The organism is Ensifer sp., assembly GCF_035999185.1.
Taxonomy (GTDB): Bacteria; Pseudomonadota; Alphaproteobacteria; order Rhizobiales; family Rhizobiaceae; genus Ensifer.
The window spans coordinates 141671-155725 of record NZ_DASYHB010000170.1 but is presented as its reverse complement, the minus strand read 5'-3'; the positions used below and the strand labels follow the sequence as shown (position 1 = coordinate 155725).

At 63.3% G+C, this 14055-nt stretch carries 10 protein-coding genes; 3 read left to right on the top strand and 7 right to left on the bottom strand.

Annotation, left to right across the window (positions count from 1 at the left end; translation table 11 throughout):
- Positions 1-83 precede the first annotated feature (83 nt).
- The 3 genes from VGO04_RS22180 (at position 84) to VGO04_RS22170 (ending at position 4192) form a co-directional block, all read left to right on the top strand.
- Positions 84-839: an alpha/beta hydrolase gene (locus tag VGO04_RS22180; protein WP_327498113.1), complete on the top strand. Its 756-nt coding sequence runs from the start codon at positions 84-86 to the stop codon at positions 837-839.
- A 230-nt stretch (positions 840-1069) separates the two neighbouring features.
- Positions 1070-2254, top strand: coding sequence for a glycoside hydrolase family 5 protein (locus VGO04_RS22175; RefSeq protein ID WP_327498112.1), 1185 nt, complete (start codon positions 1070-1072; stop codon positions 2252-2254).
- A 117-nt stretch (positions 2255-2371) separates the two neighbouring features.
- A complete protein-coding gene (locus tag VGO04_RS22170) occupies positions 2372-4192 on the top strand; it encodes an adenylate/guanylate cyclase domain-containing protein (RefSeq protein WP_327498111.1) in 1821 nt (606 codons plus the stop codon).
- Positions 4193-4273: 81 nt separating this feature from the next.
- On the opposite strand, the gene VGO04_RS22165 is transcribed toward VGO04_RS22170, so the two are convergent.
- The 7 genes from VGO04_RS22165 to VGO04_RS22135 form a co-directional block, all read right to left on the bottom strand.
- Positions 4274-5119, bottom strand: a complete 846-nt coding sequence (locus VGO04_RS22165) for a sugar phosphate isomerase/epimerase family protein (protein WP_327498110.1) — start codon at positions 5117-5119, stop codon at positions 4274-4276.
- Entirely contained in the window at positions 5116-6426 is a 1311-nt protein-coding gene (locus VGO04_RS22160; protein ID WP_327498109.1) for a DUF6005 family protein, read from the bottom strand. The genes VGO04_RS22165 and VGO04_RS22160 overlap by 4 nt, the downstream gene beginning before the upstream one ends.
- A complete protein-coding gene (locus VGO04_RS22155; protein WP_327498108.1) occupies positions 6423-7703 on the bottom strand; it encodes an AMP-binding protein in 1281 nt (426 codons plus the stop codon). Before VGO04_RS22155 ends, VGO04_RS22160 begins: the two co-directional genes overlap by 4 nt.
- Complete coding sequence (locus tag VGO04_RS22150) at positions 7700-9433, bottom strand: IucA/IucC family protein (RefSeq protein ID WP_327498107.1); 1734 nt, start codon at positions 9431-9433, stop codon at positions 7700-7702. Before VGO04_RS22150 ends, VGO04_RS22155 begins: the two co-directional genes overlap by 4 nt.
- Positions 9417-11201 (bottom strand): IucA/IucC family protein, encoded by a 1785-nt coding sequence (locus VGO04_RS22145; protein WP_327498106.1) that lies wholly within the window; start codon positions 11199-11201, stop codon positions 9417-9419. Before VGO04_RS22145 ends, VGO04_RS22150 begins: the two co-directional genes overlap by 17 nt.
- Before the next feature lie 105 nt (positions 11202-11306).
- A complete protein-coding gene (locus VGO04_RS22140; RefSeq protein WP_327498105.1) occupies positions 11307-11597 on the bottom strand; it encodes a DUF2218 domain-containing protein in 291 nt (96 codons plus the stop codon).
- A 111-nt stretch (positions 11598-11708) separates the two neighbouring features.
- Positions 11709-14018, bottom strand: a complete 2310-nt coding sequence (locus tag VGO04_RS22135; protein WP_327498104.1) for a TonB-dependent receptor — start codon at positions 14016-14018, stop codon at positions 11709-11711.
- Positions 14019-14055: the final 37 nt, after the last annotated feature.

Below are 14055 nucleotides of genomic sequence, written 5' to 3'. Positions count from 1 at the left end.
TTCCAAAAAATCCAGAAGCGTCACCTGAAGAAGACGCCGCTTGTCGGGGAACGACCACTCCGCTCTCAAGAAAGGACCCAAGAATGCGAAAGATAAGAATCCTGGCTGCCACACTCCTGGCTTTGGCGGCGGCCCCGCTTGGACATGCCCTGGCCGAGCCCGTCAAGAATGTCGTCATCGTGCACGGCGCACTCGCCGACGGCTCGGGCTGGCGCAAGGTCTTCGACCTTTTGACCAGCAAGGGCTTCAACGTCATGGTCGTCCAACCGCCGATGACCTCGCTTGGCGACGATGTCGCGGCAACCAAACGCATCCTCGACCTGCAGGACGGCCCGTCGATCCTCGTTGGCCACAGCTACGGCGGCATGATCGTTACGGAAGCCGGGACTTCCGAAAACGTCGCCGGCCTCGTCTATGTCGCAGCCTTCCAGCCGGATGCCGGCGAGACGCTGCTCGACCTTGCGGCCAGAACGCCGGCCGCAACCAAGGGCATCGCGGCAACCAAGGACGGATATCTCTATCTCGATCCGGAGGCCTTCGCCGCGGACTTTGCCGCCGACGTGCCCGAGGAGGAAGCCCGTTTCATGGCCCACTCCCAGGTCTTCCCGTCGAAATCCGCTTTCGAGACGAAGATCACGACACCAGCCTGGAAGGACAAGAAGAGCTGGGCCCTGATTGCGTCCGAAGACCGGGCCATTCATCCGGACCTGATGCGGACGATGGCCAAGCGCGCTGGCAGCGACACGGTCGAGGTCAAGGCGAGCCACGCGGTCTTCCTCTCCCAGCCGGCCGCCGTCGCCGAACTGATCGAGAAGGCGGCGACAGCGCTTTCCGACTGACCGCGCGGATATTTCGGCAAGCAGCTTCGCAGCGAATGGGCCGATCCGCTGCGAAGCCTTTTTCTGGCGAAGCACGAACCAATGGGGCGTCGGTCCCCCAATGGATTTCACAAAATTGCTTTGAACCCAGACGCTGTTCCCCAGGGAACTTCCGCGAAACGATCCGCCGGTAGGTTGGCCGCGCCAAACCAAGAGCCGCGAAGGCCAAGAACTCCAGAAGGACCGACCGAATGCGCCTGATCGCCTCCGCCCTCCTCGCTTGCAGCCTCGCAGGCTCCGCCAGTGCCGCCGATCTCATCACCTTCTGGGACAAACCGCAGCACGGCGGCAACAGCTTCAACCGGTTGCCGCCGGACGATGCCTATTTCAAGGCCCTGGCCGGCTACGGCGCCACCTGGGTGCGCCTGTCCTACGACAAGTGGAAGCCGGCCAAGCGTGACTATCTGATCGGCGACGCCGACAAATACGAGGGCATTCCGGCGGCAGACCTGAAGACGCTGAAGGAGACCCTTGACCGAGCCGACAAGGCGGGCCTCAAGGTGGTGATCGCGCCCCTGTCGCTGCCGGGCATGCGCTGGGCTCAGAACAACGGCAACAAATTCGACGGCCGGCTCTGGAAGGACACGGCCTGGTGGGGCGAGGCGGCCAACTTCTGGCGGGATCTGGCGCGCGCGCTCAAGGATCACCCGGCCGTCGCCGCCTACAATATCGTCAACGAGCCTGCGCCGGAGAAGGGCAACGGCCTTGCCGAACACGCGGACGCCAAGGCGATGCTGGCCTGGTACGGCGGCCGGCAAGACAGCGCCTCCGACCTCAGGGCCTTCTACGAGACGGTGATCGCCGCCATCCGCGAGGTCGACCCGGCAACGCCTGTGATGGCCGACGCCGGCTGGTATGCGGCAGCCGACGCCTTTTCCTATTGGCCCGCTGCCCTGACGGACCAGAAGGTGCTCTACAGCTTCCACATGTACGAGCCATATGCGGCGACGAGCGCGCCCAACATGAAGCGCGACAAGCATTACGCCTATCCGGGCAAGGTGCCCTTCGGCGAGGTCGAAGAGACCTGGGACAAGGCGCGGGTCGAAAACTATCTGACAGCGCCCGTGGAGTGGGCGAAGGACAAGGGCGTTCCGCTCAATCGGCTGGTCGCCGGCGAGTTCGGCTGCATGCGCCTATGGTCCGGCTGCAAGACCTATCTCGAGGACGTGCTGACGGCACTGGACAAGGATGATCTGCACTGGGCGTTCTACAGTTTCCGCGAGGACGCCTGGGACGGCATGGACTACGAGCTCGGATCAAAGAAGGTCGGCTGGAAATACTGGCAGCAGATGGAGGCCAACCAGCGCGACACGACCCCGCGCAAGGCGACACCGGAATTCGCGCCGATCAGCAAGCGACTGCAAGGGACAGATTGACGCACGGCCGCAAAGCGCGGCCCGCACTTGGAAAAAAGCCCAAAACGGCTAGAAGACGGTGCATTCCTTGACGGGGCTGCGCGATTGCGAGCGTCCGCAACAACAAGAGGCATGCTCGTGCAGACGACCAAGGCGGCTGACGCCGGCATACGAAACCGAACCATACGCCTGTCGCGCACGCTCGCGATCGTGATGGCCGCGCTGGTCGCCCTGACGGCTGCCGTCATCCTCTCCGTCGTCTGGTTCATGTCGGCCGGAACGACCCGTGATCTGCTCGTGCAATCGGCCCATCTCGGCCTGGAAGCGGTGCAGACGCAAATCGGCAGCCGCTTTTCGCCGGTCGAGGATCAGCTCGCATTTCTGGCGCGAGAGGTCGGCGCAGGCCGTCTCGATCCGGCAAATACGCTGGAACTCGAGCGCGTGATGACCGGGGCCCTGGCCGGGACCCCACAGGTTCGCGTGCTCTCTTTCGTGAAACCCAACGGCGAGATCCTCGGCGTGACACAAGGCCCCAAGGGCGTCTTTTCCTTCGAAGACAAGGTCATGAGCGCCAACGAACGCGCGGAGATCGAGGAGGCGCGGCGCAGCGGCACGGCCCATTGGGGGCCCGTCTACTTCGTGCCCGATCCGGCGATCCGCACGTCGGTCGCAAACCTGCAACAGCCGGCAAACCATGGGGGCGAATTCGCAGGCATTTTCCGTGCGACGATCACGGTCGACACCATGTCCGACTTCCTGCGTCAGATCGCCGTCGCCAACCCTGGGACAACGCCCTTCGTCCTCTATGGGCGCGACCAGGTCCTTGCCCATCCGCTGATGGCTGCGGGCCATCCGCTCCTGTCGGCGCAACACCGGCTGCCGAAGCTCGACGAACTGGGCGATCCTTTTCTCGCCGCGCTGTGGAACGGGCCGCCCGAGACCTTCGACAATTCCGACATGGAGGTGCGCGCGGTCAAGCTGGGAGACGACGGGCGCGTTATCCTGACGCGCGAAATCCGCGGCTACGCGCCGGCTTCGCTCATCATCGGCGTCGAGGTTCCGATCGAATCGGTGGAGAAGCCGATCTGGGATCTGCTGCGGGCCGGTATCGCCGGTCTCGCAGTCCTGTTCGTCGCGATCATCATCGCATGGATTGTCGGGCGTCTGATCGTTCGCCCCGTCACCAGCATGGCGCGTGAAGTCCGTGCCGTCGGCATGCTCGATTTTGCGGCGCTCCGCCCACTCCCAGGCAGCCTGTTTACCGAACTCAACGAACAGGCCAAGGCGTACAACACGATGCTGACCGGCCTGCGCTGGCTCGAGACCTACGTGCCGAAGAAACTCGTTCGCCACCTGATCGGCAACGAAGACCTGGCATCGACCCAACGGGTCGTCACCATCATGTTCACGGATGTGGTCGATTTCACCGCAACCGCGGAAAAGACCAGTGCCGGCGACGTCGCCGCACTCCTCAATAGCCACTTCGACCTGCTCGGCAATTGCATCGAGAGCGAAGGCGGGACCATCGACAAGTTCATCGGCGATTGTGTCATGGCCTTCTGGGGCGCGCCCGATGCCCAGAACGACCACGCCGACCGCGCCGTCCGCGCGGCGCGCGCCATTTCACTGGCGATCGCAAGAGACAATGCAGAGCGACGTCTGCAAGGCCTGCCGCCGCTCAGGGTTCGCATCGGCATCCATTCCGGGCCGGTCGTCGCCGGCAATATCGGCATGACCGGACGATCGGCCTATACGATCGTCGGCGATACCGTGAATGCCTGCAACCGGCTGGAGCAGCTCGGAAAATCGATTGCACCTGGCGAAGAGGCGGTGATCCTTCTGAGCGGCGAGACCTTCGATCTGGTAGTCGAGGATCGCTCCGATCTCGTCCAGCTCGGCAAGCATTGCCTGGCTGGACGAACCGAAGAGACCGAGATCTACAGGTTTAGGGCGCGCTGACGCCCAATGCTCGCCGACCTCGCGCCGGCGAGCATGACTGTGGTGAGCATCCATTGTGCGTTCGGTTGAACGCACGGCGCTCTAGAGGTTGACGGTCCGGCGGGCAGGTTCGCTCCCCTCGACCGCGAGGCGAACGCGGCTGCAATCACGCTTCAAGGTGTCGAAGCAATCGTTGCCGAACCACTCCAGCGAGGCGTCAACCTGAGGGTCACCGGAAATTTCCGACAGGAACCGATCGTAGTCGACGATCCCGTCGAACAGCGGCGTCATACCGCGTCTGGTGCCGGCGGCGGCGTAGACATTGGCCGGCTCGAAGACGGTAAGGTCGGCGCGGGCGACGATGTTCTTCAAGTGGTAATGGCGGATGTGCGGCTTCATCGTGCGGTGAACCGCAACCGGATCGTCGCCGCCCTCCCAGACATGCAGCGTGTCGAAGTTGACCGCGAAATAGGGATGGTCCACCTCTTCGATGAGCTGCATGGTCGAGGCTGCCGTATCGGCGAGCGTCTTCGGATGGGTCTCGGCAAGCAGATGGATGCCGTAGCTGGCGGTGATGGTGCAGATTTCCTTCAACCGCTCGACGATCTGCTGGCGCTCGTCATCGCTGACCTCGAGGCTACCGCGGCTCCCGGCAAAGGTGCGGATCTTGCGGGTGCGCCACCGGCGCGCCAGCCGGCAAAGCTCCACCGCCTTGTGCCGCAGCGCCTCCACGTCACCGTCGAGCGGCAGGTAATCGCTGATCATCGGCACCGACAGACCGAAGCCGTCGAGCCATTCGGCGTTCCGCTCGGCGCGCGGTGCCAGATTGCGCGCATGCGCACCCCAGAGTTCGATGCCCTGGAAGTCGTTGGCCTGCGCCCAGGCGGCAATCTCGTCGAGCGAGATCAGGTGATGCCGGAAGGTAATGGTGCAGAGCGAAATTCTCATCGTGCAACTCTCTTCAAGGGGAGGATTTCTGCGGGGATGGCAAGGTCGCACCAGAGGTCGAAGACCTCGGCAAGCCTGACCTTCAACTTCGTTTCCAGCCGATCGGCTTCGTCGAGACGCTCAAAGACTAGGCCCGCCTGAGAGCGGTCGCCCGTCTGGGCGAGTTTCATCACCGCGTAGTGCAGGGTCTTCAGCGCCTGAACGAGCGCCTCGATCTCCCCGCACCAGGTCTCGAACTCGGCTGACGGCAGTTTCAGCGCCCGCCAGTAGAAGGCGAAGCCGTGCTCATAGGCATATTTGCGGATGGTGATCACCGGCAGTTCACGCACCGCCGCACCGAGATCCGAAAGCGCGACACCGTCCCGCCCTTCAAGGTGCGCGGCGACGATGTCACGAACGGCGTCAACCAGCGGGTTCCGGTCCCTGACGAAGCACGCCTCGAAATAGGCCTTCAAATCCTCGGCGAATGGCGCGCGCGCTTCCGCATTGTCGAAGACGTAGCCGCCGCCGACGGTTGGCTGCATGATGGCGTGCACGACCTTTTCCCTGGCGATCTCGCCTTCCCAGCGATAGTCGGGATCGTGCACGAACCACGTCTCCGGATCGGCCGTTTCCTGCAGCATCAGATAATGCGGGAACGGGTTCTGGTTGAACTTGTTCTCGCGCTCCGGCAGATGGAACATGTCGAGCATGACCATGACCGATCCGGTTTCGCTGCGCTGCTTGAGAAGACCGGTGAGTACCGCGAGGTTGTCGCTTTTGCTGCGCTCCGGCTCGTACCACTCGACCACAGAGACGCCATAAAGCCGCTCGAACCAGCTGCGGAAGAATTCCTGGGTCACGTCGGGTGCGTGATAGAGAAGCTCGAACCGGTCGCTGACGGCGAATTTCGCATCCCAGACGCCGAAATAGAACGGCCGCTGGTCCAGCCCCTGGCGCTTCAGGCCGTCGGAGACGCAGCTGACGAAGCAATGGACCTTGATGTCGTAATACGCCTCGCCGTGCACGCCCTCGTCGCTCGTCCCGCCGGTCAGCGGAAAGGCCGGCACGATGGCGGCGGTCTGTTTCGGCACGTAGAGCGCGACGAGATCGGCAACGGTTTCGATCTCCTGTTTTGCAATCGCCTCTTCCGGCACCGAAAGCCCGTATTCGAGTTCCAGATTGAGGAAGATTTCAAGGATCAGAACGGAATCGAGATAGAGATCCTCGTTGAGGCGGGCATCGAGGCCAAAGCCTTCCATGTGCCCGTGCGCCATCTTGTCGGTCAGGGCAGTTTCGATCGCTGCCAGGATTTCGTTTTCCGTCATGATGCGGCTCCCGCGATTGGCTTGTTGAATTCGCCCGCCACGTGACGGGCCGCGACGTCGCGACGGCTGATCTTGCCGTTGGCCTGACGCGGAACGGCATCGACCTGCAGGATTTCCATCGGCAGTTGATGCCCGGCGAGATGGCGGCTGCACCATTCGCGCACTGCTTGCGGCGGCACCGGCGCCTCGGCGCTGAAGAGCAGCGCCACACGTTCGCCGGCAAAACGATCCGACTTGCGAAAGGCGACCGCGTCAGTGACGTCGGGCATCGCCATCACGGCATCTTCCACGTCCTTCGGATAGACGTTGAGACCGGAGACGTTGATCATGTCGTCCATGCGCGAGATGAACACCAGCATGCCGTCGGCGCGGCGGTAGCCAAGATCGCGCGTCTGGATCGCTGGGCCGTCGCCGTTCCGGACAACGATTTCACCCGCGTCCTCGACGCTGCCGCCGGTCTCCGTGGACAGATGCGGTAGCACGAACCCCATGTCGCCCGCGGCAGCGACATCCGGGTTGATGGCGATGCAGCCGGATTCGGAGCAGCCATATTGCTGGAACATGAACCGGCTCTTGGCGCGGATGTCGGCAAACCACGGATCGGGCAAAAGCGTGCCCGACGTCATCGTCGCGTGGATCTGTTCGCCCGCGGGCATGAGCCGTGCGAGCGTATGCAGGATCGCAGGGGAAGAGTAGAGCAGCGGCCGCTCGGTTTCGCGCAACACCTTCAGCAGGTATTTTGGATTGGCGGTGTTGACGATGACCGGCGTCTGCCCGCGCTTCAGCGCAACGAGAATGCCACAAATCAGTCCGTAGGAGTGGGTGGTCGGGCAGGCGACGACCGGTGTCATGTCCTCCGGTTCGCGGAAGGTGCGGACATAGCTTTCGATCTCGGCGTCGATCGTATGCCAGCTGCGTGCAATGCACTTCGGTGCGCCGGTCGTGCCAGAACTCATCTGCAGCAGCGTTCCGTCGGTCGAGACAGCCGCCGGCACTTCGAGGACCTCTGCCGTCAAGCTGTTATAGAACAGGCGATCGCAACCGGCGCCGATCGCGAGCTTGCGGGCTGCCGGATAGGGCGTGCCGGGATGGATCGGCAGTACGCTCGCACCCGCCTTGCGGATTGCGAAGAACAGCGCCAGCCAATCGACGGTCTCCGCAAAGCAGACGGCGTACAGCCCGCTATCGTTGGGCAAGAGACCGATCTCGGCGGCAAGCCGCGCCGATCTGTCCTCGAAATAGGCCTCGTCATAGAGCCTGTCATCGATGCGGATCATGACTTTCTCCTTCGTTGAAGCGTGTCAGCGGCCAGGGTGTTCGGCACCGAGTGGTGGTATTCCGGCTTGGCCGCGAGGAGCTTCCTCGTCATCAGGGATTCGGTGAGAATGTGGGGTTGGTCGCAGCCGAGCCTGACCAAGCGTTCAGTCGCGCCGTGTGCGACCTCGTAGGACGCAAGCACGGCTGCGACGCGCTGCCAGAAAAGCGGTTCCGGCATGTTGTAGGCGTGGTCGAGCAGATGAGAGATTTCGCTGAGGTTGAAGACGAACAGCGTATCCATCACCAGTTCGCGCAGCGAATCCAGATTGTCCGTCCAGTAGAACTGGTCCGGCTCGGCATCCGCATAGGCGGGGTTCAGCGCCAGGAACTCCGGCGCCTTTTCCGGCTCGCGCAGGAAGCCCGGCGAAAACTCGATGCTCTCGTGAAAATCGCGCAGGATAAGCCTGACCGGCCAGCCGTCCCGGTGGACGAGCAACATGTTCTGACCGTGTGCCTCGACCGCCAGTCCATGATGGACCAGCAGATGCCAGACGGGCAGGACGGCAACTTCGATCAGCCGATTGATCCACGGCATCAGTCCGAAACGGCTGATCCAGTCGTCAGCGAAAGGACGACCATCCGCCTCGACCATCATCAGGGCATTGAAGGGAACGACCGCCTCGACCGCCAAGAGCGTGGCTTCCGCACTCTCGCGCCATATCGCCGCCACCTGACCCGCGAGGGGACCATCGCGATCGGCAATGACGCCGGCATATTCCTTGAGAATGGTGAGCGGATAGCGCTCATCAAAAACCGGATCGCTTGCGACGATGCCTGCGATCCAGCGCGAGATCACCGGTGCGGTGCAGACCGAATGCGGCTCCAGCGTCCGCCTGGACGAGGTGTTGACGATGTTGAGCGGGAGCTTGAGGCTGGCGGCCAGCGGTCGGTCTCGGTTCAAAAGCGAGCGTACCGACTGTGTCGCCGTATAACGGTCGCCGACCGGGCCGAGATAATGGGCTTCGCCAGCAGCGATCCAGCCAGAGCGCAACGTGTCGCCAAGTTCGCGCCATTGCCAGGGATGCAGCGGAACGAGGCCGAACTCTTCTTTTGACGCCCCAAGTTCCAGCCGCGCCGACATCAGGCCGGGCCAGGCATCGGCGAGCTCCGCCTGCCAGAAGGCATCCTCGTCATTGGCCATTTCGCAAAGCAGGTGCTTGCGCGCGACGAGCAGCCAGACGAGCTGGAACGCATGCCCGACCTCCGGACCGAACGCGGCGTGATCGGCGTGGGAAAAGCCTGTGCGCGCCTTGAAGCAGGGATGGTAGGGGTGCCCTTCGTCAAGCGCGCCTTCGAGCTCGGCGAAGGACATCGCGCGCCTCGGCCGCTCCGGAAGATGACGTTCGTTCCACCGGCAAAAAGCGATGGTCTGCGCCAGCTCGTCCAGCAGCTTCCCACGGGTGGGGCCACTGCCCGGCAGGGCAGCGACCAGTTGCGCGAGCGGCGGGACGATCCAGGTGCCTTGATCATCGCGCATTTCGACGGAGCCCGCCGCCAGGCGGATCCGGCCGAAGGCACCAACGGAGCCACGGCAACGAAAATCCCTGCCGCCGAGCGACCACAGAAACATCGTCGCGCCATCGTCGGCTTGCTGACGGGCCGAAACGATACCTTCGTAAAGCAAGGCTGACACGAGCTGGCGAAGCACCCGTTCGTCCGGTCGCCCCTTCAGATCAAGAGGCAATGGCATGGTCGGTCCTCGGCATCGTCAGGACGGCCGGCGCCCGCAGCGGATTGGGCACCGGGCGATAGAGCGTCGGCGCATTGTTGGATTGCAGCTCGTCCACGTCATAAAGGCGCGTGGTCAAATTGGCCTTGGAGATGATCGTCGGCAGATCGAGCACGTGGCGTGCGAAATCGCGGCCAGCCCCGGTCATATCTGCGGCATGGCGCTCAAGATGGACGCGCAGTTCGCGCAAGAGCAGGCTTTCGTCGCACAACCCGTCATGGCCCAGACGGCTGATGACCGAGAAGACCTGGTTGACGATCAGGTAGTAGGCAAAGCGATCGCGAATTTCACTGTCGGCAAAAAAGAGCGAGGCGATCGTCTGCGTCTCGGGGACATGGCCGACGATCAGGCTGCGGTACCGCTCGGACAGATAGAAGCCCTGATTGTCGCGATAGTAGCTGACCGACGGATAGCCGTTGCCGATGTCGAGCAGGCTGTTTTGCTGGTGCGCCTCCAGCGCGATGCCAACGTCGTCGTAAAGACGGATCAGCGGCTCGACGGCGCAGGCGAGATAATGCCTGAACCAGGCGAGCGACGCCTCCTGCAGCCCGCTTCCGTCGCGCGCGGCTAAAGCCCGAACAATTCTTTCAAGCCGGGACAGCTGACCGGGCAGCGGATCGGCGGTAAGGGCGGCGACCGTCACGACGCCGTTGCCGGTCCCGCCCACAAATGGGTTTTCGCGCAGGATGACCTCAAAGCCGCTTTCGCTCCGACCCGGCAGGTTGAGGGTGATATAGGCCGGATCCTGGATGATGCGGAAATTCCGGGACCGGTCGGCAAAGCCGATCCGATCGATCAGCTTGGCCATCGCCACGCCGGCCTCCAGTTCCTGTCGCCGGTTGAGGCGCACGGAATTGGTGATCCGCACAGGAAGCGAAAACTTGAGCATCCAGTCGACGTCGGGCGCGTAGACCGTGCGCACCGACGAGGTCGCGGTGAAGGTCGGACCGAGCGGACCGATGTGGCGCAGCGTCCCTTCCCGCATCATGGCCTCGATCTCGGGCGCGAGAAGCAGGGCTTCCGCCTGCAGAGGATGCATCGGCAACAGCTGTTCGTCGTCACCGAGCGCAAGGCCGCCGGCGTCCGGCCCGACCAGGGAGCGCACGATCTCATGCGCCTCGATCGTGCGGGCGCACGCATGCCTGACGCAACTCGCCTTCGCCGCGAAATAGTGCAGCTTGAACTGGCCGCGCAGCTCCGGCGCATAGCTCTCTTGCTGCCAGTAGGTCATGCCCTGCCGGCTCTTCGGCGTCGGGTGCTGCCAGTGGCCGAAGACGAGCGACTGTTCTGCCTCGATGAAGTGACCGCCGTTTGCCGGCTCGGGCCCCGCCCTGTCGATGTAGAGGGCTGTCTGCTGGTAGCTTTCCAGCACGCGCGTCAGGAGCTCGAGCTCGAAACCGCGAAGCACGTCGGCCTGGGCCTCGTCGGCCTGTCGATAGCACTCGTGGATGAGGATATGCAGCGCCGAGATCAATTCGATCTGGCGCCATGTGACGTCCGAAACGCCCCTGCCCCAGACCCTGCCGAAGTGATGAGGGCCGCAAAGGGACGGAGACGTCACTTCGACGCGCACGATCATGTGCTGCCTCGGGAGCGACCACTCCACGCAGTCGAAAGCGCCACTGGCATTTCGATGCATCACCCGGATGCCGGGGTTCACTTCGTGCAGATAGCAGTTTGCGAAGCTCTGGAAGGTTGCGATTTCTGCGACTTGCCTAGACGATTGCATGCTGTCGATCCTCGGCACGCGACACGCATAGCCGCGCATTTGCGTTGGGCGTCTTGCGACCAACACATTGAATTTTCTAATCAGGAGTGTTTTCAGTCCGAGCGCTTAGCCGGCTGCTTGCCAGTGGAGCGGTCCCGGCTCTTCGCGGAACGCGAAGCGCAGCAGGTGGCTTTCGATGACCGATTTCGTGTCGGCGAGTTCGGCATCGTCGGGCGAGCGTGCCCGGATGCTCAGACCGTCCGGCGTGGCGTGCAGATAGCCGGTCCCGCAGGAGAACCGGAGTTCGCCGCGATCGCCCGCCTGCTCGACATCGATCTTGTGGGCGAAATGCTTGCAAAGCTGCGTCAGGTATTTCTGGCCGTCTTCCGTCGCAAAGTGAGTGGTCGCTTCTTGCATCTGGAACTTCCTGTCTTTCGGCTTACGCTGCTCGGGCGGCCGGGACGGCCGCCGTTGCTTTTTGAGGCGGCGGCCGCTTGGAGGACGCGGCCGTCGCAGTCGCGACCTCGGCTAGAAGGCCGCTCGGGCGGTCAGGATGAAGGAGCGGCCCGGCTCGTAGAGCGGCGTCACGGCTCCGAACTCCTGGCCATAGGTCGCCCGGTCCGAATAGGTCTCGTCGAAGATGTTCTTGAGTTCGGCACGCAGCGTCAGATTGGAATGCTGCGGCGGAACGTATTCGACGAATGCATTGAAGACCTCGTAGCCTTCAAGGGGTTTGTAGCCGGCAGCGACGTCATCGTAGTCGAGCGCGATCTCTGCGTCGGCGCCGAAGGTCACGCCCCAGTCCGTCAGCGTGTGGACCGCCTGCAAGGTGATGATCTGGCCGGCCGGCGTCGCGAGATACGTGCCAAGATCGGAATCGGCGGGCTTCCCGTCGATCTCGACGTCGATATTGGCATACTTCACCTTGAAGTAACCGTCGCCCCAGTTGTAGCCGCCGCCGATTTCGAAGCCCCGCGAGCGGACGTCATGCGCTTCGATCCCGCGCGCGACCGCGTAGCGCGGCGTCCGCGCGTCATCGAGATCCGTCTGGAAGATACTGCCTTCAACGGTGAAGCCGTTGTAGTTTGCCTCCAGGCCGAGGACGACGTTATCCGCCGTCACCGGCTTCGGACCCTGGCCGTAGTCCCATTTGGGATTGATGATGAAGTTCTCGGCGAGCGGGACGCCAGCCCAGACGTGCGAGTAGCCGGCCTTCGCCGTCAGCAGATCCTCGATCAGGTCGTATTCGCCCGAAACGTTGCCGCTGAAGCCGGAATTGGTCCACTCCTGGCCGGTGGTCCCGGTAAAGTGCTGATTGTCGCCCCTGGCGCCAAAGGAGAGGCGGGTCCGCTCGAAGGGCTCAAGCCTTGCCTGGGCATAGACGCCGATGTTGCGCGCCTTCTCGGAGCCGGAATCGAAGAGATCCCTGAGCTTGGCTTCGTCGTTGTAGAAATCGACGCCGGCGATCACGTTGCCGATGTCGAAGGAGAACTTGTTCTCGAACTTGCCGTTGAAGCTGTCCGACGCGCCAGTCCCCTGGTAGCTGACGGGAAGGCCCGGCGTCGGCTTCGGGTAGACCGGCACTTCGACTTCGGTCTTGCTGTAGGCGAGCAGCACCGTCGGGTCCCACCAGCCCTCCGGCGTGCTGTCGGTGTAGGTAAAGACGGTGTTGCCGCGTTCGAGCGTGTAATCGCGGATCAGTGGCTCCCACGGCTTGCTGCCGGTCGTCGAGCCCATATTGGCGCGGAACGGACGCGGGGCATCGTCGCGGATGCTGTCGTGGCTGATCTCGAAGCGGTCGCCGCTGTCGAACTCATAGGCGAGCTTTCCGAGCCCGCTCAGAAGATCGGTCGTCGTACCCGCCACATCCTGGCCGTTACCGGCCGTGAAATCATTGCCCTTGCCGAAGTTGAGATAACCGAGAAACTCAAACCCGTCCCGCATGCCATAGGCAGAGACGCCGGTCGTCACCGTGTCGCTGTTGAAGTTGTAGCTGGACGTCGCGAAACCGCCAAAGCCGTCGCCAGCCAGCAGGTCGCGCGCATCAATGGTCTCATACGCAATGGCGCCGGCAAGCGCGCCCGGACCGGCATCGGCCGGCGCGACACCGGCGTCGACACTCACGGCCTTGAGCAGGCCCGGATCGATGAGGTTGGTGCCGTTGTGGTGGAAGACCTTGTTGTTCTGGCGGCCTCCGTCCATGGTCACGGCAAGGCTGGTTTCCTCGATGCCATGGACATAGACCTTCTGCGACATCGGCAGCGAACTGCCGACGGAAATACCGGGCTCGCCGGAAAACACATCGGCAATGTTGGCTGGGTTCTTGCGCTTCAGGTCTTCTGACGAGATGACGATCTCACCGGCACCGAGCCCGCCGCCGGTGAAGGCGGAGATCGGATCGAGCGCGGTTGCGCCAGGGACACCCACGGCCGCGCCGCCGACGGTTGGTTCTGCCGAACCGACCAAGGCCGTGCCTCCGTTTATGCTGTAGGAAATCCCGGTTCCCGACAGCAGTTGCGCGAGCGCCTGCTCGGGATTGAGCGTCCCGTTGACGGCGGTCGAGCGAAGGCCCTGCGACGTGGCTGCGGCCAAGGTGACCTGCAAACCGGACTGCCGGCCGAAAGCATTGAGAGCACTGGCAAGTGGCTGCGACGGAATGCTGAACGTGCGCGCGCTGCTGACGCGCGACGTCGTTTCCTGCGCAAAGGCGGTGGAAATTGGCATCAGGGCAAGGGACGAAAGTCCGACGATTGCCGTCGTTGCGAGCAGGCGCCGCCCTCTAAGGCGATGATCTGCGGTGATTAAAGGCTGTCCCTTGCGGCATTTCGGCGAACTCATACGACCCCCGTCCCGGTGTTCCGCGCCGCCCTCAGGC

Coding starts and splice junctions, on each gene's coding strand:
- VGO04_RS22180 (WP_327498113.1), top strand. CDS start 84: ATGCGAAAGATAAGAATCCTGGCTGCCACACTCCTGGCTTTGGCGGCG.
- VGO04_RS22150 (WP_327498107.1), bottom strand. CDS start 9,433: ATGCCATTGCCTCTTGATCTGAAGGGGCGACCGGACGAACGGGTGCTT.
- VGO04_RS22155 (WP_327498108.1), bottom strand. CDS start 7,703: ATGATCCGCATCGATGACAGGCTCTATGACGAGGCCTATTTCGAGGAC.
- VGO04_RS22140 (WP_327498105.1), bottom strand. CDS start 11,597: ATGCAAGAAGCGACCACTCACTTTGCGACGGAAGACGGCCAGAAATAC.
- VGO04_RS22175 (WP_327498112.1), top strand. CDS start 1,070: ATGCGCCTGATCGCCTCCGCCCTCCTCGCTTGCAGCCTCGCAGGCTCC.
- VGO04_RS22135 (WP_327498104.1), bottom strand. CDS start 14,018: ATGAGTTCGCCGAAATGCCGCAAGGGACAGCCTTTAATCACCGCAGAT.
- VGO04_RS22165 (WP_327498110.1), bottom strand. CDS start 5,119: ATGAGAATTTCGCTCTGCACCATTACCTTCCGGCATCACCTGATCTCG.
- VGO04_RS22145 (WP_327498106.1), bottom strand. CDS start 11,201: ATGCAATCGTCTAGGCAAGTCGCAGAAATCGCAACCTTCCAGAGCTTC.
- VGO04_RS22160 (WP_327498109.1), bottom strand. CDS start 6,426: ATGACGGAAAACGAAATCCTGGCAGCGATCGAAACTGCCCTGACCGAC.